General features: G+C 61.4%; 14 protein-coding genes. 9 read left to right on the top strand and 5 right to left on the bottom strand.

Features of this window, described 5'->3' with window-relative positions; genetic code table 11:
* Positions 1-105: 105 nt before the first annotated feature.
* The gene (locus tag AGR2A_RS22805) at positions 106-1,026 is read right to left on the bottom strand and encodes a LysR family transcriptional regulator (protein WP_004445308.1); all 921 of its coding nucleotides are present in this window, start codon (positions 1,024-1,026) and stop codon (positions 106-108) included.
* A gap of 96 nt (positions 1,027-1,122) precedes the next feature.
* Here AGR2A_RS22805 and AGR2A_RS22800 point away from each other — a divergent pair, with 96 nt between their 5' ends.
* The gene (locus AGR2A_RS22800) at positions 1,123-2,310 is read left to right on the top strand and encodes an acyl-CoA dehydrogenase (RefSeq protein ID WP_072493071.1); all 1,188 of its coding nucleotides are present in this window, start codon (positions 1,123-1,125) and stop codon (positions 2,308-2,310) included.
* Positions 2,311-2,397: 87 nt separating this feature from the next.
* Here AGR2A_RS22800 and AGR2A_RS22795 read toward each other — a convergent pair whose 3' ends face one another.
* Positions 2,398-4,464, bottom strand: coding sequence for a TonB-dependent receptor (locus tag AGR2A_RS22795; protein WP_080823379.1), 2,067 nt, complete (start codon positions 4,462-4,464; stop codon positions 2,398-2,400).
* Between the two features lie 294 nt (positions 4,465-4,758).
* Here AGR2A_RS22795 and AGR2A_RS22790 point away from each other — a divergent pair, with 294 nt between their 5' ends.
* Positions 4,759-5,535: an IclR family transcriptional regulator gene (locus AGR2A_RS22790; RefSeq protein WP_034496869.1), complete on the top strand. Its 777-nt coding sequence runs from the start codon at positions 4,759-4,761 to the stop codon at positions 5,533-5,535.
* On the opposite strand, the gene AGR2A_RS22785 is transcribed toward AGR2A_RS22790, so the two are convergent.
* Complete coding sequence (locus AGR2A_RS22785; RefSeq protein WP_072493072.1) at positions 5,532-6,839, bottom strand: NtaA/DmoA family FMN-dependent monooxygenase; 1,308 nt, start codon at positions 6,837-6,839, stop codon at positions 5,532-5,534. The two genes, AGR2A_RS22790 and AGR2A_RS22785, sit on opposite strands and share 4 nt — an antisense overlap.
* A 214-nt stretch (positions 6,840-7,053) precedes the next feature.
* Between AGR2A_RS22785 and AGR2A_RS22780 the strand changes: the two genes are divergently transcribed.
* The 7 genes from AGR2A_RS22780 to AGR2A_RS22750 all read left to right on the top strand — a co-directional run bounded on the left by AGR2A_RS22780 (position 7,054) and on the right by AGR2A_RS22750 (position 15,141).
* Entirely contained in the window at positions 7,054-7,854 is an 801-nt protein-coding gene (locus tag AGR2A_RS22780) for an ABC transporter ATP-binding protein (protein ID WP_034496875.1), read from the top strand.
* Positions 7,851-8,864, top strand: a complete 1,014-nt coding sequence (locus tag AGR2A_RS22775) for a FecCD family ABC transporter permease (RefSeq protein ID WP_072493073.1) — start codon at positions 7,851-7,853, stop codon at positions 8,862-8,864. Before AGR2A_RS22780 ends, AGR2A_RS22775 begins: the two co-directional genes overlap by 4 nt.
* Positions 8,861-9,925, top strand: a complete 1,065-nt coding sequence (locus AGR2A_RS22770) for a FecCD family ABC transporter permease (RefSeq protein WP_072493074.1) — start codon at positions 8,861-8,863, stop codon at positions 9,923-9,925. The genes AGR2A_RS22775 and AGR2A_RS22770 overlap by 4 nt, the downstream gene beginning before the upstream one ends.
* Positions 9,926-9,947: 22 nt before the next feature.
* Positions 9,948-10,901, top strand: a complete 954-nt coding sequence (locus AGR2A_RS22765) for an ABC transporter substrate-binding protein (protein ID WP_072493075.1) — start codon at positions 9,948-9,950, stop codon at positions 10,899-10,901.
* A 233-nt stretch (positions 10,902-11,134) separates the two neighbouring features.
* Positions 11,135-11,974, top strand: coding sequence for a siderophore-interacting protein (locus tag AGR2A_RS22760; protein WP_072493076.1), 840 nt, complete (start codon positions 11,135-11,137; stop codon positions 11,972-11,974).
* Positions 11,967-12,245: a phosphopantetheine-binding protein gene (locus AGR2A_RS22755; protein ID WP_034496885.1), complete on the top strand. Its 279-nt coding sequence runs from the start codon at positions 11,967-11,969 to the stop codon at positions 12,243-12,245. The genes AGR2A_RS22760 and AGR2A_RS22755 overlap by 8 nt, the downstream gene beginning before the upstream one ends.
* Before the next feature lie 61 nt (positions 12,246-12,306).
* Positions 12,307-15,141, top strand: coding sequence for a condensation domain-containing protein (locus AGR2A_RS22750; protein ID WP_072493077.1), 2,835 nt, complete (start codon positions 12,307-12,309; stop codon positions 15,139-15,141).
* Positions 15,142-15,253: 112 nt separating this feature from the next.
* Here the strand turns inward: AGR2A_RS22750 and AGR2A_RS22745 are convergent, their stop codons facing one another.
* Positions 15,254-16,600, bottom strand: a complete 1,347-nt coding sequence (locus AGR2A_RS22745) for a condensation domain-containing protein (RefSeq protein WP_072493078.1) — start codon at positions 16,598-16,600, stop codon at positions 15,254-15,256.
* Between the two features lie 60 nt (positions 16,601-16,660).
* A complete protein-coding gene (locus AGR2A_RS22740) occupies positions 16,661-21,115 on the bottom strand; it encodes a non-ribosomal peptide synthetase (protein ID WP_072493079.1) in 4,455 nt (1,484 codons plus the stop codon).
* Positions 21,116-21,123 lie beyond the last annotated feature (8 nt).

Raw genomic sequence — 21,123 nt, 5'->3', positions numbered from 1 at the left:
TAATCACGATAATCGAGGCGCGAACCGCTGTCGAGTCCTGCGCTGGCAAAATAGGGCGAAAAGCTGGGCACAAAGGTTAAATGCCCGAAAAAAGAGCGATTATTTTTACGCGCTCTGGGTACTGGCTGCGCGATAAGCCTCCACCTGACGCACCAGCCAATCCCGAAACAGGACGACCGGGACGTGGTTGGCGCGTGAAAGCGGGGCCACAGCGTAATACGAGCTCGGGCTTCTGGCCTGATGATCGAAGGCTTTGACCAGCTGCTTCGATTTCAACTCGTTATCGATGAGGAAGAGCGGCATCAGCGCGACGCCGAGGCCGGCGATGCAGGCCTGCGCAACGCTGGAAAACTGTTCGAAGCGCATGCCCTGCGGCAAGACGAGTGACAGGCCGAGGCTTTCGAACCAGTGGCCCCATGCGCCCGGCCGCGAGGCCATGTGCAGCAATGGCAGGGCAGCGATGTCTTCTCCCTTTTCCACCGGATGGGCGCTGAGGAACTGCGGGCTGCACACCGGCGCCACCATTTCATGCATCAGAAAGGTGCTTTCCGCGCCTGGCCAATCGGCCTGGCCGATATGGATTGCCATATCCAGCTGCTCACGCTCGAAATCGAACTGGCCGATGCGGGTCGCAAAATTGATGGTGATCTCCGGGTGGTTCGCCACGAAATCCGGTATACGCGGCAGAAGCCAGCGGGTGCCGAAGGTGGGCAGCATGGCGAGGTTGAGCGTATTGCCATGCGTTTTGGTCATGATCTGCAGCGAAGCTGAGCGTATCTCGCCAAGCGCTGCCGCGATCGATTTTGCGTAGATCTGCCCCTCCGCCGTCAGCGCCACGCCGCGTGCGCCGCGGTCGAAGAGCCGCACGCCAAGCTGTTCTTCCAGTGACATAACCTGCCGGCTGATTGCCCCCTGCGTCAGCGCCAGCTCATCTGCGGCGGCGGAAAAGCTGCCGAGACGGGCAACGGAATCGAAAGCGGCAAGCGCACTTGTGGATGGCAGGAGTTTGCGGCTGAGAGATGTCATGAGCCATTACTATATGTAATGCAAAAATGAGTAAACATGGCTTGTGCCATCCGGGCTGAATACGAATAATCCTGCCAGCAAATCCGGAGGCATAAAGTGAGCGAACGCGTAGCATTCAATTGGCAGGATCCTTTCCTGCTCGAAGACCAACTGACTGACGACGAGCGGATGATACGCGACGCCGCGGCCGCCTTCGGCAAATCGGAGCTTTTGCCGCGTGTCTCCGAAGCCTATCTTTCTGAAACCACCGAGCCGGAACTGTTCCGCCTGATGGGCCGGCAAGGCCTTCTCGGCGTTACCCTGCCGGAAGAATATGGCGCGGCGAATGCGAGCTATGTGGCCTATGGTCTCGTCGCCCGCGAGGTGGAGCGGATCGACAGCGGTTACCGCTCGATGATGAGCGTGCAGTCCTCGCTCGTCATTCACCCGATCTTCGCTTACGGTTCGGATGAGCAGAAGAAGAAATACCTGCCCGGCCTCGTCTCGGGCGAACTGATCGGCTGTTTCGGCCTCACCGAGCCGGATGCCGGCTCCGATCCGGGCGGCATGAAGACCCGTGCTGAAAAGATTGAGGGCGGTTATCGTCTGCGCGGTTCGAAAATGTGGATTTCCAACGCACCGATCGCCGATGTCTTCGTGGTCTGGGCCAAATCCGAAGCCCATGACAACCAGATCCGCGGTTTCGTGCTCGAAAAGGGCATGAAAGGCCTCTCAGCACCGAAAATCGGCGGCAAGCTTTCGCTGCGCGCCTCCATAACAGGCGAAATCGTCATGGATGGCGTCGAAGTCGGCGAAAACGCACTGCTGCCCAACGTGTCCGGCCTGAAGGGCCCCTTCGGCTGCCTCAACCGCGCCCGCTACGGCATTTCCTGGGGCGTCATGGGCGCTGCCGAAGATTGCTGGTTCCGTGCCCTGCAATATGGTCTCGACCGCAAGCAGTTCGGCAAGCCGCTTGCCGGCATGCAGCTTTACCAGAAGAAGCTCGCCGACATGCAGACCGAGATCGCGCTCGGCCTTCAGGCATCGCTGCGCGTCGGCCAGCTGATGGACGAGCACAGGATGGCGCCGGAAATGATTTCCATCGTCAAGCGCAACAATTGCGGCAAGGCGCTGGATATCGCCCGCCAGGCCCGCGACATGCATGGCGGCAACGGCATCCAGATCGAATATCACGTCATGCGCCACGCGCAGAACCTCGAAACGGTCAACACGTATGAAGGCACGCATGACGTGCACGCGCTGATCCTCGGCCGGGCCCAGACGGGCATTCAGGCGTTTTTCTGAGGGGTATGGACCGTAGCGGTTCCGTCAAGAAAGAGGCCTTCGAAGATTGCTTTGAAGGCCTCTTTGTTTGTCGGGTTCGCTTTTGGCTCAGAATGTGCCGCGCACCCCGATGCCGAACATGCGCGGTTCGGTCATGCTCGCCTCGATGCCGCCAATGCCGCGGTTTTCCTTCATAAGGGTCGGCGCGCGCTCGTCGAAGACGTTCTTGACGTAAGCGTAGAACTCGAGTTCATCCTGGAACTTGTAGCTCGCCCGCACATCCGCGATCGTGTAGGGATCGATCGCATAGACGGCCTTGTTGTCCGTATCGGAATAATAGCCGTCGAGATGGCGGACCTGCCCGGACACGGTGAACTTGTCCGTCACGTCCCAGCTTGCGCCGACGGTGAAGCTGTATCCCGGCGACTTGGCGAACTCCTTGCCGACATAGGCGGCATTGCTGGAAATCTCGTCGATCTTCGTCTTCAGCAGACCGGCGCTGGCTTTCAGCGTGAGATTGTCGAGCACCCGATAATCCGCGCCAATTTCCAGACCATAGGCATGGGCTTCTTCTGCGTTAACGGTGTAGGATTCGCTGATGCCGGTGGAGACGACGACCGGTACGTTAAACTGGGCGTTCTTCATGTCCATGTAGAAGAGATTGCCGTTTACCATCAGCGTGTCATCGAGCAGGCTGGCGCGGGTGAACACTTCGTAGTTCCAGATGGTTTCCTTGTCGAAGCTCCGCCATTTGCTGGTGGTCAGGTCGAATGCGACGCCGCCGGGATTGTACCCGCGGCTGACAAGACCGCCGACAGTCCAATCATCATTGATGGCATAGGCGAGAGACGCCTTGGGCAGGATTTCAGAGAAGGTTTCGTCATAATTGACCGAACTTCTGCTGGTGGCGCTGAGCGTCCGGTAACCGGCGCGCTGAATCTGGTCCTGCTGGTAGCGCAGGCCACCCGTCAGGGTCCACTGGTCGGTCAGCCGATAGCTCAGCTCGCTGAAGAGGCCGAGATTGTCCTTGGTGTCGCTGAAGCGAGAGGTGCCGCGCAGATAAAGCACCTCGTCGGCTTTCGTGTGCGCATAAAAAATGCCGGCGACACCGCTCAGAACATCCTCCTGATCGCCGAAGGTGACGCGCGTTTCATGCGACGTGTTCCTGAGATCGACATCGGCGTCGCCGTTGTTGGCGATGCCGACCCGGCGTTTGGCGGTGGAGTCGGAAAACTGGGTCTGGTTGAACAGTTTCACGCCGTTCTCGAAATCGTAATTGATGTCGAGAATGCCCGTATTGGTATACTGGCTGAAATTCGGCATCGTCGTGGTGATGTGGTTGAGATCTTCGAAGGGACGCGACGCCGCTTCCTGGCTTGGCCGGTTGGAGGCGTTGTAGGAATAGGTCAGCTTTGTGGAAAGACCGGGAATTTCAGACGGTTCCCAAAGAAGCTTGAAGCGACCGTTGAATTCCTTGAAGTTTTGGTCCGTTCCCTCATGCGCAAAGGCGGAATTGATGTAATCGATGAAGGTATCGCGGCCGGAATAATCGATCGCCATGCGCGCCGCCAGCTCGTCTTCGATCAGCGGGCCGGAAAAGGCGAAGGAACCGCGCTTCTGGTGATAGTTGCCGATTTCCGCCTGATAGCTGGCTTCCGGCGTAAAGGTCGGGTCCTTGGTGTTGACAAGGATGGCGCCGGCAATGGCGTTGGCGCCCTGCGAGGTCGTCTGGGGCCCGCGGAACACCTCGATGGTGTCGACATCCCATATGGAAGTCGCCCCGTAGATGAACTCGTTATACCCGAGATAGTGACCGTCCACATTGATCGTCGCGCGCGGCACCGTACCGGTGAAGAAGGCGATGGAGCCGGTATTCGGGCCCTGCGTGTCCTGTCCGCGAATGATGGGGGCACTGACATTGTCGGTGTAGACGACGTTCGGAATATCCTTGATCGCTTCGGATACGGTCGGATCGCCGGTCTTTTCCTTTTTGATCTCCTCGGCGGTTTTGACTGACACGGACGAGGCCGTGTTCTTCATGTCGCGCGCCACTTTTTCACCGGTCACGACAATCGGCTTCAACACGGTCGTCCCTGCTGTATCAGCCTGCTGATCCTGACCGACAACCGGCGTCACGAACAATGTCGCCAACGTCAGAACACTGACCCCGCTCATCAAACGGCCGTTAGAGCTAAACCCCATCATACACCCCAAATAAACATGAGTATTAAAGTCATATTCAAGTAACGGAAGCGTTATCCGTTTCGCAATAGAGAATGCGTTCCGTATTGCGGACAAGCAGGCTTCCGTAACGGGATGTGCCATATTTACAACAAAGTTTAAGGGACCGCCTTTTCCGCCATGGCAGCCCGGCCGGAGAAGTCATTGAAAAGGCTGAAGACAGCCATTCCGATTTTCGTCGCAATGCGTTAGGCATTCTCGAAAGAGTGGGGCACGACCTTGAACGCCATGGATGACGAAACCGAAGAACGGCCGGAAAACGAAGGTGAAAAGCGCTCGGCGCTTATTCAATCCGTATCGATTGCGGCGCGGTTTCTTAATCTTCTCTCCAGATCCGATACGGGGCTGGCGCTTGGCGAACTTGCTAAACGCGCCGGCACCGGTCGCTCCACCGCGCATCGTTACATGCAAAGCCTCGTGCGGGAGGGACTGGTGATACAGGACCCCGCAAGCGGCAGTTACGATCTCGGCCCCGCAGCGCTGGGCATCGGCATCAGCGCCCTCCGACGAATCAACCCGGTCGAAACCGCCGGACGTGAGATGAAGGCGCTTGCCGCGCAAATCGGCGCCAGCTGCGGCGTGGCGATCTGGACCGAGCGCGGCCCGACCGTGGTGCGGTGGGCGCGAAGCGCCAGCTTTTCCATCAGCACCGTCGCTCTTGGCGATGTTCTGCCGCTGGACAACAGCGCCTGCGGTCTGGTTTTTCAGGCTTATCTGCCACCGGACAGGGTGGCTGCCGTGCGCAGGCTGCAACCACCCGCCTTTCGCGGCTCTCCTCCTGCTGCCGGCATTCTCGAAACCATCCGCGAGACGGGCGGCGCCGAACTCAATGAACATCTGTTCTCCGCCCTGACGGGCAAGGCGGCGCCGGTTTTCGATGCCCAGGGCGAACTCTGCTGTGTCGTCACCACCGTCTCTTTCGTAGCTACCGCCGAAGCGGAACGGCATTTTTCGCGACTGATCGAGGCCGCCCGGCAGGCAACCGCCGAATCCGGCGGCGGCTAGACACCTTCGGCCAGATGCTCCGCAAAGGTGCGGCCGGAATAGGCGGTGCGGAAAAGCCCGGCATCGGCGAGTTTCGGCAACAGCCGCTCCAGCACCAGCCGCATGGATGCCACCGAGCCGCCGGGCACCGCGACAAAACCGTCGATTGCCCCTGCGGCCGCCCATTCACGGATGCCCTTAAAGGCATCTTCAACGGTGCCGACGATCTGCCAATGGCCGGATCCCATCACCTCCGGCCGCCGCAGTAATTCCGCGACACTTAGCGTCTCCCGCTCAATCAGCCTGCGCAGCAGTCCGGCATGGGTGCGGCTTCGCGGTCTTTCGGGCGGCGGCGGCAGGTCGGAAGCGGTGACCACCCGCGTGAGCGGCCAGTCGGTGAGGTCGAGGCCCGTCATGTCGAGAACCGACGCCAGGGTTCGGGCGCGGTTGGCGCGGGCATGGGTCTCAGAAAATAGTTCAAGCGCCTCCTTGCCGCTATCCGCCAGATATAGGCTGAGGCCCGGCATCAGCTTCACCCCGTCAGGCTCACGGCCATGTCCTTCGGCGCGCCGCCGTAAGTCCGCTCTCAGTTCGATGGCTGCCCGCATGTCCGGCGTGGAAGCAAAGACTGCATCCGCCACCGAAGAGGCGAAATCGCGCCCCTCGGGAGACGCACCGGCCTGCACCAGCGGAATGCGGCTGGCGTGGGCTGGCAGGTTGAGCGGCCCTTTCACACTGAAATGCCTGCCCTCATGCGCTACCGGGCGCACCAGCGAGGAATCGGCAAATCGCCCACTTTCCCTGTCGAGTTTAAGGGCTTCATTTGGAAAACTCGCCCAGAGCTGCTGCACGACCTGCGTGAATTCGGCGGCGCGTCCATAACGCTCCTGCGGTGACGGCATTTCTCTCAGGCCGAAATTTTCGTGCCCCTCTAGTGCCGTGACGATGTTCCACCCGGCCCTGCCATTGCTGAGCCAGTTCAACGACTGAAGCTGGCGGGCCACCACATAGGGCGGCAGAAATGTGGTCGATACGGTGGACAACAGGCCGACATGGCTCGTTTCCCGCGCAATGGCCGAAAGAAGCATGGTCGGGTCCATGCTGGCAAATCCGCCGCCGGTTTCCAGCCCCTCGGTGCGCAGGAAAAGCGTATCCGGCCGGAACACGAAATCCACATGCGCAGCTTCCGCGCGCTGTGCCAGATCGACGAAATAATCGCTGGAAAATACCCGATTTATATCGCTGTCGGCTCGACGCCATGCTTCGCCGCTGAGCCAGGTTGGGGCCAGCGACATGCCCACATGAAGTTTGGCTGCGACTGACATGATGCACCTCGACTGAAATATCCGGGAAGAAAACCGCGCGTTGAATCGGCAAATTTCGATTTGTGGAGAGTTTTACTATAGTTTAGTGTCGCTTCAAGACCAGAGTGTCGCGCCCGTCGGGAAGGAGCCCGTTTCCCGCAGGTTCGATGTTAAGATTCAAAGACTTATAATCCTCATGTGGCGTCTCGACGCATGAGCGCATGACTAACAGGAGTTGTATCCGGTGCTTGACGCCACGGACCTTCACGCCAGCTATGGCCACGTTCCCGTCCTGCGTGGGCTTTCTTGCCGCTTCCACAGCGGTCGCGTCACGGCGCTGGTCGGCCCCAATGGCTGTGGCAAGTCGACGCTGTTGAAAACCATCATGGGTTTCGTGCCTTTGTCATCGGGCGCGATAAGGCTTGGCGAGCGTTCGCTGGGCGACATCGGACGCAGGGATCTCGCGCGCCGCATCGCCTATCTGCCGCAGGAATGCCATTGCCCCGACTATATGACGCTCGGCGAGTTGATCGAGCTTGCCGGTTATGCACGCTACGGCCTTGCCGGCGGCCCGAGCGAGCGTGACCGGGCGCTTTTCGCCGGGGCGCTGAAGACAGTCGGGCTGGAGGACAAGGCGAGAGCGCAGGTCAACACGCTTTCCGGCGGGCAGCGCCAGCGCGCCTTCATCGCCATGGTGCTGGCGCAGGATACGGACGTGATCCTGATGGACGAGCCGGTCAACCATCTCGACATGAAATATCAATATGCCGTTCTTGGCCTTGTGCGCGAGCTGACCGACAGGCACGGCAAGACCGTTATCGTCGTGCTGCACGATCTCAACCTCGCCGCCACTTTCGCCGACGACGTCATCATGCTGAAGGCCGGGCAGGTTCTGGCATCAGGGCCGGTAGCAGACACGGTCACACCCGAAAATGTCGCTGAAATCTTCGACCTCGAAGCCGATATATTTTCCAGACAGGGGCGTCTCATCTGCGTGCCCCGGCTGGAACGACAGGAACAGGCCATTCCGGCATGATCGCGAAAACAACGCTGATCCTTGCCGCGGCGCTGTTGCTGGCCGCCATCCTCGCCGTCAATCTGTTCGTCATGTCCGGCGACATGCCGCCTGCCGAAGTCATGGCGACACTCTGGCGCGGGGAGGCCGACAGCTATGAGCAATCGGTGCTCCTCTATCAGCAAATTCCACGGTCGCTGATTGCCATCTATGTGGGCGCCACAACCGCCGTCAGCGGCTGCGTGCTGCAGGGGCTTGCCCGCAATCCCCTCGCCTCGCCCTCGACCCTTGGGCTGAATGCCGGAGCGACGCTTTTCGTGATCGCCGGCGCGCTGCTGTTCGATCTCTCTGCTGAGGCACAGGGCCTTGCCGCGCTTGCGGGCGCCGGCTTCGGTTTTGCCGCCTGCTTCGTTGTCGCGCGTCTTGCCGGGCGGGTGAACGATCCGCGCGGTCTGTCGCTCATCCTTTCCGGAGCGCTGGTTTCCATGCTGCTGATCGGCGTGACAAACGCCCTGCTTCTTTCCAACCCCACGCGGCGGGCCGAATTCCTGAGCTGGGTTGGCGGCAATATCAACCATGTCTATATCGAACGGCTCACCGATTTCTGGTGGATCGGCGCCATTGCAATGGTGATTTTGCTATCGGTCGCGCGGCCGCTGACGCTCGTTCTGCTGGGCGCGGAAAAAGCCGCTTCCGCCGGCGTGAATGTCACGCGTATTTCCCGGCTCGCACTGTTTGCCACCATGCTGGCGTCAGGCTCGGCGGTAGCGATCTGCGGCCCGATCGGGTTCGTCGGCCTTATCGTGCCACATATGATCCGGCCGCTGGTCGGCGTGAATTTCACGCTTGCTTTGCCGGCCTCCGCGCTTGTCGGCGCGAGCATCTGCGTGCTCGCCGATCTTGGCGCGCAAACCCTGTTTGCGCCCTACGTGGTCAATACCGGGCTGTTCATGGACCTGCTTGGCGGCCTCGTTTTCATCGTCATCGTCAAGCGCTTCTATCTGTCGCCTTCGGCAAGGGGGCTATCGTGAAACGGGATTTCGCCACGGACGGGAAAGCCGTTCTCAGGTTGCCCGGCGGGCTGCAGATCGGCATTGGCAATCTGACGGCCGGCCTGACGCTGGTTGCGCTGGCGTTGACGATCGCCGCCGTGTCCGTCAGCCTCGGCAATACCGAAACGGGCCTTATTGATCTCCTGCACGGGTTTGCCGGCGGGCATCTCGGCGATGATCAGGCCTATGCGCTGTGGACGGTACGGCTGCCGCGCATCCTGCTCGGCTTCATGGCTGGCTGGAGTGTGGCGCTGGCAGGCGCGATGCTGCAATCCGTCGCGCGCAATCCGCTCGCCGATCCCGGCCTGTTCGGGCTGAGCCAGGGGTCGATGACCACTATCATGCTGCTTCTGGTGCTGGTGCCGACGGCCCCCAAGATGCTGGTGGCTCTTGCGGCTGTCGGCGGAGGCCTGGCCGTGGCCTTCCTTTTAATCGCACTTGTCGGGCGCGAACGCTCGAGCGGCCTTGCCATATTGCTGATGGGCATCGCAATTGAGTCGGCGCTTTCCTCTGTCTCATCGGTGCTTCTGCTCTATACGCCAGCCGAGACCTCGCTTTCGCTGGCGGACTGGATGGCCGGTTCGCTGTTTCAGGCAAGCTGGCCGACCATCATCGTTTTTGCTCCCCTCTTTGCAGCAAGCCTTGCCGGCATTTTCCTCATTGGCCGGGCACTTACCGTCTTCGATCTTGGCAGCGAGATGGCCATGGCACTCGGAGAAACCGTCAGGCATTCGCGACCGCTCGTCATTGTGTTTGCGGTAATTCTAAGCGCCTCCTCCGTTACCGCCGTCGGCCCGCTGACATTTCTCGGCGTCATCGCCCCGCATCTCGCCACCTTCGTTTCGCCCGCCGTCGGCCGCGCCAGGCTTTTCCTGTCGGGGCTTACCGGCGGCATTCTGGTGGTCGCCGCCGATACGCTCTCGCGCGGGCTGGTGGCGGATGTGCCGATGCCGATTGGCCTTGCTCTGACGCTGATCGGCGTGCCGCTCTTCATCCTCACGCTGCGCCTGCAGGCGTTGCGCAGAACCACCGCTCACTAATATATCGAATAAAGGGAATGCCATGCGAATTGCCATCCTCGTCGCCGCACTTCTGGCCGCCGGAACGAGTCTCGCCGCCGAGCGCAGCGTGACCGATGCCGCCGGCCGCACCGTCTCCGTTCCGGAAAAGCCGCAGCGCATTGTCGTCATGCACGAGCCGCTTCTGGGCGTGCCGCTGATGGATCTTGGCGCTGATGTGGTCGGCGCCTATGGCCGCAACAGCGACGGCAAATTCGCAACCGCCGTCGATTTCGTTGATACCGTGCTTGGCGAAGGCCACGCGAAACCGAAGGGTTTCGGCGCTGTCGGCCAAATCGACCTCGAAAAGCTGCGGGCGCTGCAACCGGACCTCATCGTCGCCACGGAAATGGACAGCGGCAAGGCCGAACAGCTCTCCACAGTCGCACCGGTCTATCTGCAAAAGGCAAGCGCCGGCAAAGCCTATGGCTTCAGCGTGGAGGAAGACCTTGCAGGTCTGGTTGGGCGAAGCGATGTCTTCGCTGAGCGTCGGAAGATTTATGACACCAAGCTCGCCGCCGTCAAAAAGACGCTGGGTGAAGATATCAACGGCAAGACTTATCTCGCGATCCTGCTGACGGACCAGATCAACGCCGTGGGGAACATGTCCGGCGCGGTGCAGGCAATAGAGGATCTCGGTTATGTCAGGTTGAAGATCGACAGTACCGCCTCTTCGGGCGGAATGGGCTCGACCCTGATGATGCCGCTGAGCGCCGAAGCATTCGGCAAGCTCAATCCCGATCTGCTTGTGGTGATGAACAGCTATACCAGCCCAGCCCGCGGCGAGGCGGGAACCCGCGCCGCGCTTGAAAAGATCATTCCCGGCTGGGAGCGTTTCGTAAAACCGGCACGCGAGAAAAGGATTGTTTTCCTCGATTCCACCAGGGTGACGACGCCTTCCATTCCGAGCGCGCTCCATACATTGGATGAAGTGGAAAGCTGGGCAGGCCGCCGCTGACCACCTTTCTGCCCGAAAAATCCCGGCACGATCACGTGCCGGGCATAAACTTGAGTTTTCGAAGAAACTTATATTGCCGGGGCGGAAACCGCCTGTTATGGTCCGCGCATCTTGACGCAACGACGCCGGAATATCGCGCCGGATGAGAACCCCAACGCGCGATCATCCGGCACGCCGACCCGGGACAGCGAGACCGCCGAACCCGCCGGCGTCATCCCAGGAAAGACAGCAGCATGAGCATGCCAGAAACCATGGATTCCGCCCTTCCGGACCGCACTCCCAAACGCCACCGCCACGCCGTGAAGCTGCGCGCGCTGGACGTGGCGCGGACCGAAAAACTCAGCCGGTCCATGGTACGCATCGTGCTGACCGGGCCGGAACTGGAGGGCTTTACGAGCCTCGGTTTTGACGACCACGTCAAAATGTTCTTCCCCCAGCCCGGCCAAACCGAACCGACCCTGCCGGTGATTGGCCCGAACGGCATTGAATTCCCGGAAGGCGCGCCGCGGCCGCTGGCGCGTGACTACACGCCGCGCAGCTTCGATGCCGAAAAAGGCGAACTCGCCATCGATTTCGCCACCCATCACGATGGCCCGGCCAGCAACTGGGCGAAGAGCGCGAAAGTTGGTGACAAGGCGTGGATCGCCGGCCCACGCGGTTCCTTCACCGTTCCCTTCACCTATGACTGGCACCTGCTGATCGCTGACGATACCGGCCTCCCCGCGCTGGCACGGCGACTGGAGGAGATGCCTGCGGGCACACCCGTCGTGGCGCTGATCGAAGTCGAAACGGAGGCGGACCGGCTGGAGCTCGTAACCAGGGCGGACGCATCGATCGTCTGGGTAACGCAGAGGCCGGACAACGGAACCGACCACGACGCATTAACGAGCGCCCTGCGCCAGCTCGAACTGCCAAAGGGCGACTTCTTCAGCTGGGTCGCCTGCGAATCGAAGACCGCAAAGGCGGTTCGCGCCCTTCTGGTCGAGGAATTTGGCGCCAACCCCAAATGGACCCGTGCTTCCGGCTACTGGCGGCGCGGCGCGAGCGGCGTTCACGATCATTTCGATGAGTAACCCGGCAATCACGACGGCTGCCATGCGGGATGCGGAAGCGATTATGACGCAACTCAGAGCCCTTCTCGCAAGGGTTCTGGAAGATGAAGTGCGCGATATCGAACCGGGGGACAACCTGTTCGGCTATGGGCTTCATTCGCTTGCCCTCATGCGCCTGATGCAGCCGCTTTCACAGCTTGCGGGAGCGCGGCTCGCTTATGACGATCTGGCCCGGCGGCCAACGCTTGCCGCGTGGCAGGCACTCATCGAACGGTCGCGCGCGGGACATTGATCCCGCGAACCGGCACGTTTCGCGCCGGAGCGCGATTTCCGACTATACCAAGGAGAGGACCATGGCAGCAGACAACACACGTATGCTCGCACGTCGCATCGAAGAAGGCTTCGACAACGAAGGGGAGGCCCCGCCGAGCCAATATGAGGAACGGGTCTGGTTCGAACAGTTTCAGGATCCCGATCAGGTTTTTCGGCAGCTTCTCGCCTATCGGATCGGTGAAGAATGCGATCTGCTGCGTCTAACCTCGGCACTGAAGACGGTTTGTGAGGTCTGGCCCGAGCTTCGTGCGCGCTTTGCCTTTGGCGAGGACGGTACGCTTGCCAAGAGTATTGAGGCTCCATCCGCATCCATCGTGCAGCTGCTGCATGTCCCCTCGGCAGAGGAGGCACTGACTTTGCTGCACGACCTTCAGGGGAGGCCCTTTGATTCCGAGACCGACCCGCCTTTCCAGGCCGTCGTGCTTTTGAGCGAAGGTGAAATCCTGCTGGCATTTTTGGTCCATGCCCTGCTGGGCGAGGTCCTCTCGCCGCAGATCCTGCTGGACGGTATTACGGCGGCCTATGCCGGTGGAACGCCGAAACCGCTTTCGCCGCGTGCGGTCGAAAGTGACAGCGTCGACCCGCTTCCGCTTGGCTGGCTGCAACGTCCGGCCACCGGCTCGACCGTCGTGGCGCTGCGGCAGAACACAATTGACAGGCCGGCGAGCCATAGCCATGGCGTCGACCTTGCGGCTTCCCTGCTCGGCCTCCACAGCTCCACGGCTGCAAACGCGATCCTCGCGCGTGCCGGATCGCGTTTTGCACTTTTCCTGGCAAGAAGCGGTGGCCCCGAAACAGTAACCCTTCGCCTGCGGCCCGGCCTCGGCGCAGCCACGCCGATTTCAGCCGAGTCCGTGGCGCGGATAGCGATCACCCGCGACCAATCGCCCGAACAGGCTGAAAATGCCGTGCTATCGGGGCTGGAGCAACGAATCGACAATGGAGGCGCAAAGGTCACCTTAACGCTGCAGGCGCTTGCGACACCTGTGCAGGCCATATCGGAACATGGTCTTCACTTCGAGCACCTGCCCCTGCCCTCCCTGCAATCCGGCCTCGGCCTGACACTTGCCGTCGGGCCGACGGCCGCGGGCGAGATCCGCCTTGAATTGACGGGCGGCAGGGAAACATCGCCACATGCGACGGCCTTCCTCCTGGAGCGCTTCGTCAGCCATCTTGAAGGCGGCACGGATTTTTCCGAGGTCGTCCCTCAAGACACCGCGGCAGCACCGCAGCAGGCAGCCCTTTCGCCCAGTGCGTCCGCTCAGAAGGACGACACCGTCGAAACGATCCTCGCCGAGTTCCGTGAAGCGCTCGTCTCACCCGACATGGGGCCGGATGACGATTTCTTCGATTTCGGTGGCCATTCGCTGATCGCGACCCGCATCATCGGCCGCCTTCTCGCCAATCACGGCATCGAGCTGCGTTTCAACGATCTGTTCAGCTACCCGACCGCCGCCACGCTCGCAAAACAGGCGACGCGGCTCGCAACCGCTGCGCCTGCGCAGGCGGACGCGACGGCGAGCGGCTCGCTGACCGCGCCGCTTTCGCTGGCGCAGATGTCGCTCTGGAAAGCCTATGCCGCTTTCGGTTTCGGCGAAATCTTCAACATTCCCTTCGCGCTCGATTTCCTCGATCCGGTCGATGAGACCGCCTTCGAATGCGCCTTCCTCGATATAATCGAGCGCCATCCTGGCCTGCGGACCCATTTCTACGTCGAAAACGATATGGTTCTGCAGAGGATCGTGCCAATGCATGATCTGCCCGGTTACAAATGGTTCTGGACCAGCGAAGAAAGCGAAGGGGTGGACCGCCACGCCGAGGCTGGCTGGCGCTTCGATCTGGCGCGCGAACTGCCGATGCGGCTGCGCTTCCTGCGCGACCCCCACACCGGCCGTCAGGTGCTTTCCTTCCTCTTCCATCACATCGTGCTGGACGAATGGTCGGTGAACCTGATGATGGACGAGCTGACCGAGGCTTACCGGGCAAGGGCGACGGGCATGGCCCCGGTCTTTGCGACCAGACCAGCCCCGTTCCACGAATTTGCAAGACAACAGGTCGCGTCAGGCGTCAATTCCAGCCACCTTGCCTACTGGACCGATATGTTGCGGGATGCGCCGAGAGGCCTTACTCTCAACGGACAGGAAAGCACACCGCACGAGGCATCGCAGGACGAAGCACCGGCAGGCGGCTGGATCGAGTTCAAGCTGGAAAAACATGTCAGCGACGGGCTTTACGCCATTGCCAGGCAGAACAGCGCCTCGCTGTTCAACGTGGTCTATGCCGCGATTGCCGCATCGCTGCGCCATCTCGGCGGGCTGAGCGATCTCGTGGTCGGCACCTCGGCTTCGGGCCGCACCGACAGCAACTATTTCGATACGATCGGTTATTTCACCACGGTCGTCGCCCATCGCGTTCGTTTCACGGAAACGATGACCGTCGGCGAACTGATTTCCTCGGTGAAGAACACCATCAATGGCTCGCTGGAACACAGCGAAATCCCGATCGATCTCGTGGAGGAAGCACTGGGCATGACGCCGGGTCGCGACCATTTGTTCGAGGTCTTCATCCAGATCCACGCCAAGAACAAGCTGAACGGCGCCCTTGCGGGGCCGGATGGCAGGGCGGTGGAATTCCGCCAGATCGATCCGGACAAACACGAATCCATGCTGGGGCTGCAGTTCGAGGTAATGGAAGAGACGATCGGCGGCGATCGCTCCATTCGCGTGCTGATGAGCTACCGCTCGGACCGTTACGGACCTGAGGATGTCGAGCGGCTGCGCAGCACCACCAGCGGCATCTTCAGCCGTTTTGCGGAAACCGGGGCTTCGGACCGCGTGCTGACGACGCTCGCCTGAGCCGGACCTGCCAAGGAAAACCCGGCTTCGCCTGACGGAGCCGGGTTATTTTGTCTTTGAACGCTGATGAGAATGTCTTTGCGCGGCCCCTGCATCCGCACGCCGTCACACCTCAGACCGCCAGGCGGAACGCCGTGGACGCCTCCACCGCCGCAAGCGCCAAGGCCTCCTCGCGCAGCATGGCATCGAGGAACAATGGCAGCTCTTTACGGTAGCGGGCGAAGTCTTCAGCTTGTGTCAGCGCCGAGTCCGCATCGATGTGCAGGTTCAGTTCGCTGCCGTCATCTTCACCACGGAAGGTAAGGTTGAACCCGTCGCCGGGACCATTCGCCAGAATGTGCCTGGCAACGGTGAGCCCGGCAAACACCGGCGCGCTGAACGGCAGGACATTGATGAGCGGCGAGAAGAAGAAGCGCCGGCCTTTCGGTATTTCCCGGTCGGAGGCGATCTGTTCAATGCGGTAGCGGCCGTGCAGGCGCTGCTTCCGCAGATTGGCGGCGTTGCGTGTCAGAAATGCGGCGACGTCCTCGCCCGGCTCGATGGTGAGGTGGAACGGCAGGATGTTGACGAGCATGGCCGGCATATGCGCGCCGACACTGCCCCAGCGGCTCATGAAAGGCAGCCACAGTGTCAGGACATCACGATCCGGACGGGGCAGCACCCGGTGGAGATAAAGACCGGAAAGCAGCACCAGAAGATCGGGCCAGCCAATCTCCAGTGCGCCGGCCAGTCGTTGCAACCGCGTGCTGAAACCGGGCAGCAAGGCCGCATCCGCATGCAGGCCGCCGCCGCCATAATCCTCGCAATCCTTGTCCAGCACCGGCAGATCGGCGGGTGCGGCGAGATAGGCTGTCCAAAAATCGCGATCCTTTTCGAAACGCCGGCTCCGCTTGTAGGCTTCCTCTTCCGCCAGGAAATCGCCGAAGGGGTGAAAATCCGGACCCGCTTCACCCTTGCCGCAATAGTGCCCGTAAAGCTGGCCGCAGCGCTGCTCCACCAGCGTCAGCCCATAACCATCAACGACGATATGATGGGCGCGGATATACCAAAGGTAACGATCATCGGCGATACGGTAGAGGAGCTGCGCCGAGAGCCTGTCGGCCGTGAGATCGAGCCGCGCTTCCACATCCGCGTTCATGCGCCGCAAAGCCTCCTCCAGCGGAGCGGTATTGCCGCGGAGATCGACAAGTTCCACAACCGGGGCATGGCTTGGGTCGCAGCATTGCTGCGGCGTCTCGCCATCATCGCCGACGCGGAAGCGGATAGACAGGACTTCGGATTCGCGCACGGTGCGTGTGATCGCCTGAAGGAGCGCGCTTTCATTCACCGCACCGGAAAGATCGATGTAATGGGCGACGGTTGAAACCGGTTCGTCGGGATGGAAGGAAAACTCCTCCCAGAAATCGAGCTGCGGCTGCGTCAGTGGAAGCCAGCCGCCGGCGGGATCGATATGCGCCATCTGTTTTTCCTTGCACTATTTTCGTTGCCGGGCGCGAAGTGCCACCCGAAATGATGGGATTCACGCCGCCCGTACGGCCATGAGCGACGTCACCTGCCTGGCGTTGCGGCACCGCAAAAGCTGCTGCGGTGTCAGGTCAACACCGAAGACAGCGCGAATTTCGGCCGAGACGGTTTTCAGGTGCGACGGCAAAAGTCCGAGCGCCAGCAGGTCGCTGTCTGCATCCACATTTGCCGGCTCTTTACCCAATACGCTGAGATAGATATCCAGCACCCGGCGGTCGCCGTGATCGACGTCGGGAACCACAGAGGCGGAGAATTTTGCCGGTTCCGCGTCAGCCGTTCCACCGGTCAAGAGTTCACGGGCGCGACGGCGGTCGGGCTTGCCATTGGTCGAAAGCGGCAGATCGTCAACCTTGAGAAACCGGCCGGGCACATGCGATTCCGGCAGATGCCGGCGGGCAAAGTCGCGCAGTTCGGCAGTGGTGAGTTCGAGGCCGGGTGCCGTGACATAAAGCACGCCGATGGCCGCCTCGCCCTTTTGCTCGACACCGTAATCCACCACCAGAACCCTCTGGAGAGAAGGGTGGCGGATCAGCTCGTTTTCCACATCCGGCAGCGAGACGCGCACGCCCCGCACCTTGACGTAACCGTTGACACGGCTCGCGAACATGATCTTGCCATCCGGCCGGTAGCGGCCGCGGTCCCCGGTTCGGAAGGCGCGCACGCTGTTTCCCTGCGGATCGGTAATCGTCACGAAATCCGTCTGGGTAATCGCGCCGTCCTCGAGATAGCCGATCGCGACATTCACGCCGGCCGTATGGATGCGGCCAACGACGCCCGCCGGGCAATGGCCGCCGTGATCGTTGAGGACGAAATAACGATTGGCGGGCAGCGGGTGGCCATAGGGCACGGCCGCCACATCTTCCGCAACAATCTCGTGCCAGATGCTCCAGATCGTCGTTTCCGTTGGCCCGCCGAGCGATATCAGCCGCAGGTCAGGCTTCAGCCGGCGAAGCTCTTCTATGATAACAGGCTTGATATAGTCCCCGCCCTGCGCGACAAGCCGGAGCGACGATAGCTGGTTACCGCGGCGGCAGGCGAGAAGCATTTCGAGGATGGCAGGCACGGAGCACCACAGCGTGACACCATGTTCTGCGACCAGCTCGTTCCAGCGTACCGCATCCTTTTCCTCTCCGGGTTCCGGCAGCACCAGCGTCGCCCCTGCAACGAGCGCGCCGAAAACATCAAAGACCGACATGTCGTGATGCAGCGGGGTGACCGAGATGAATACGTCGCGTTCCGTCACCGCCCATTCCGCCAGCGTGCCGCCAATGACATTGGCCGTGGCGCGGTTGGAAAGCACGACGCATTTCGGTTTGCCTGTCGTGCCAGACGTGTAAAGGAAATAGGCAGGCCCCTCGCTTCGGGAAAGCGCCGCTAACTCCGCCATGGAGACCGGTGCGCCAGCCGGAGCGGGCGTGGACAGAAGCACCGCCGGATCGACAGCGTCAAAACCCTGCGGAAGGCGGTGGGCGACGATGAGCGCCGGGCGGCAATTGGTCAGCAGATACTGCAGGCGATCGTCGGGTGAACCGGCGTCGACCGGCACCCAGACCGCCCCCATCAGGGCCGCGGCGAGCGTGATCGCCGTGTGTTCGGGGCTACGGTGCAGGCAGATGGCCACGACATCGCCCCGACCGATGCCGCGCGCCCTTAGGCCCGTAATCACGCGCGCCACCATCTCGCCAAGCTCGCTATAGGCGATGCGCCGCTTGCCGCTGACAAGCGCGGTGCGTGACGGCTCTCCTGCGAAAAGACGGCCGGCGATCCGTTCCAGAAATGGCGGGCAGACGAAGTTTCCTTCATCGCCATTCAGCCGGTAATGGGACAGGTCGACAATATCGCGTCCGTTGAGGACGAAAGCGCCGCTATCCGCGATCCCCGCAATCGCGCGCTCGACGGCTGCGAGAATATCCGCCACCATCGCCGCATCGATCGCCTGCTCCGCATAGTCGATATCGAGGACGAGATCGCCCTTCGGATTCTGCGAAAAGCGAAAATCCAGAGCGACCTGCGGCGTCTGCGTCAAACCGTCCGTCCAGCGCATGGCCGAATCCGGCGACAGCGTCGGCCACGTCAGACCATTGGTAATCACCACAGGCAGGGCGAGCCCGCCCGCATTCGCATTGAGAAGCACGCGATTGAGATCGATGCCGGAAAAAGCCAGATGGTTCAGCCCTTCCAGCACATCCCTCTGCAGGCCCGCCGCCCGCACGGCAAAATCGTCTTTTGCCGCGTTCCACTGGACGGCGATGAAGCTGGAGCGGTTGGCGAAGGCCCCGTCCACCTGCGGCGCAACCGGAATGCCGACCACCAGCGCACCCTCGTTCAGCCAGAGCGACAGCACCTCGAGAATGACCGCCGTGAGCGCCGAATTCTTGAACAGGCGCTCTTTCGCACCGGCCCGCGCAAAGGCGGAGAAGCGCTGCTTTTCGACAATCAGACTCTGGCGGCTATATCGCGACGTCGGAATGGTTTCGAGCGGTGCTTTCCAGGGCAACTGCGAGGGCACTTCAGCTTCTTTCAGCTTCTCGGTCCAATAGGCCGCGTCCCCGGCACGGGCGGCTGCGATATCCTCTCCTGGCGTTTCAGCCGCAGCGGCGATTGCGACCGGCAGGACACCGTCGAAAAGTTCCGTTGCGAGGCTGGCTATCGCCCGCCCGTCAAGGATGAGAGCGTCAAAACGCAGGAACACCACGACATGATCAGCCTTTGCTTCGGACGCCGGCAGGCGGAAGACCGTGACCCGCCAGGGAGAGGCGGCGAGATCAAAATGGGCGTGGGAAAAATCCCGTCTGACGGCGTCGATCCTCGCTTCCGCTGTCGCCGGGGAAATATCCGAGAGATCGATCATATCAAGGTTGATCTCCGCTTCCCCGGACACGATCTGCACGAGGCGCCGCTCGTCGATGCGGGTGCGCAGGCTTTCATGTCTCTCGACCATGGCAGAAAGGCGGGTCCGCAGCAGGGCGGGGTCGATGCTGCCGCGATATTCGCGAAACTCCTGCATCGCCACGCCGCTGAGCGGCAGATGTGTGCCGCGACCGAGAAGATATGCCTTCTGCAGCGGCGAGAGCGGACGTTCCATGGCGTTTCCTTTTTTCTCGGCCAGCTGTTCGGGCATCGCAGCGCCAAATCGTTCCACGCTTTCCTCAACGAGCTCCGGGTGATCAGCGAGCCGGCGAAGGAGACCCACGTAGGTTTTAAACAGGGCGCGAAGCCATGGTTCAGGCAGCGCATCGAGCCGCACATCCCAGTTTATCAGCAGGCCGCCATCAAGCCTCGCGACCTGCGCGTCCAGCGCAACCCCCGGCCCTTGCGATACCGTGTGGACCAGGGGGCCGAACAGCTGCCCAACCCTTTGTGAAAACAGATCGCCGCCCGGCAGGTCGACACCGGCGGTAAAAACCACGGGCGAGGTCTGCAAACCGCCGCGCAGGCGAGAGAGGTCGCGCATGATGCTGACGCCCGGATAGGCCTGATGGGCAAGCAGGCCGTTCATGTCATCGAAAACCCGCCCGAGAAGGGCTTCGACGCTTTCAGCGGGTCTTATATCGACGCCGAGCACCAGCACGTTGGAAAACTCACCGACGATGGAATCAACCCCTTCAACCAAGGGTGCACGCCAGAAAGCCGGGACGGAGAGCCGGAAATTTTCGGAATCGAGCGCCCGCGACAGCGCCACGGCAAAAACACCGAGCAACAGGGTCGACATCGTTACCGAGCAACGCCGCGCAGCCCGTTCAAGACCGTCACGTTCAACGACCGTAAGCATCGTGGCAAAACGGTCCGTATGAACGGCGCGTGACGCATCCTCCGGTAAAAATGGAAGCGGCGGCGCGTCCGGAATATCCGCAATATGCTGCCGCCACCACGACCGGTCGTATTCCCGCACGCTCTTGAGGTTAGGATCGGCCGCAAGGCGTTTCGTCCAGTCGAAGAAGGATGGCTGCGCCGCCGGGGGACGCGCGGTCTCATCCTTGTCCGCCTCGTCGTAAAGGCGGGCGAGGTCCTCCATCAATATCCGCACGCTGGCCGGATCGATGGCCAACATGTCCGTGTCCACATGCAGCCGGCTACGGCCATGCGGCAACAGGCTGAGCGCAATCGCCGCAGGCGGCGCAGTGCGAAGATCCGTCGCGCGATGGCTCCACGCGTGGCGCTTGATCTCGAGCCGGCGCGCAAGCGTCTCCGCATCAAGCGCCGTCATGTCCTCCACATCGAGATGCAGCGGGCGACCATCAGGATCGACGGATTGACGCCCTTCCGCATCGATCCTGAGGCTCAGCATCGGGTGGCGCCGGCAAAGCCTGCCGACCGCAACGGCCAGTTTTTCCAGCTCCAGAGCTCGCCCCTCGAACTCGAGATAAAGATGGGGCGTAACTTTTCCGAGTATCCCATCCGTCTCCCGACCGACCCAGTAGGCCACCTGCATCGGAGTTAAATTTAGCATGTGAATTT

It is taken from the genome of Agrobacterium genomosp. 2 str. CFBP 5494 (assembly GCF_900013495.1).
GTDB lineage: Bacteria > Pseudomonadota > Alphaproteobacteria > Rhizobiales > Rhizobiaceae > Agrobacterium > Agrobacterium pusense.
Note: the sequence above shows the minus strand (reverse complement) of the source record. Positions and strands in the feature narration are given on the sequence as shown.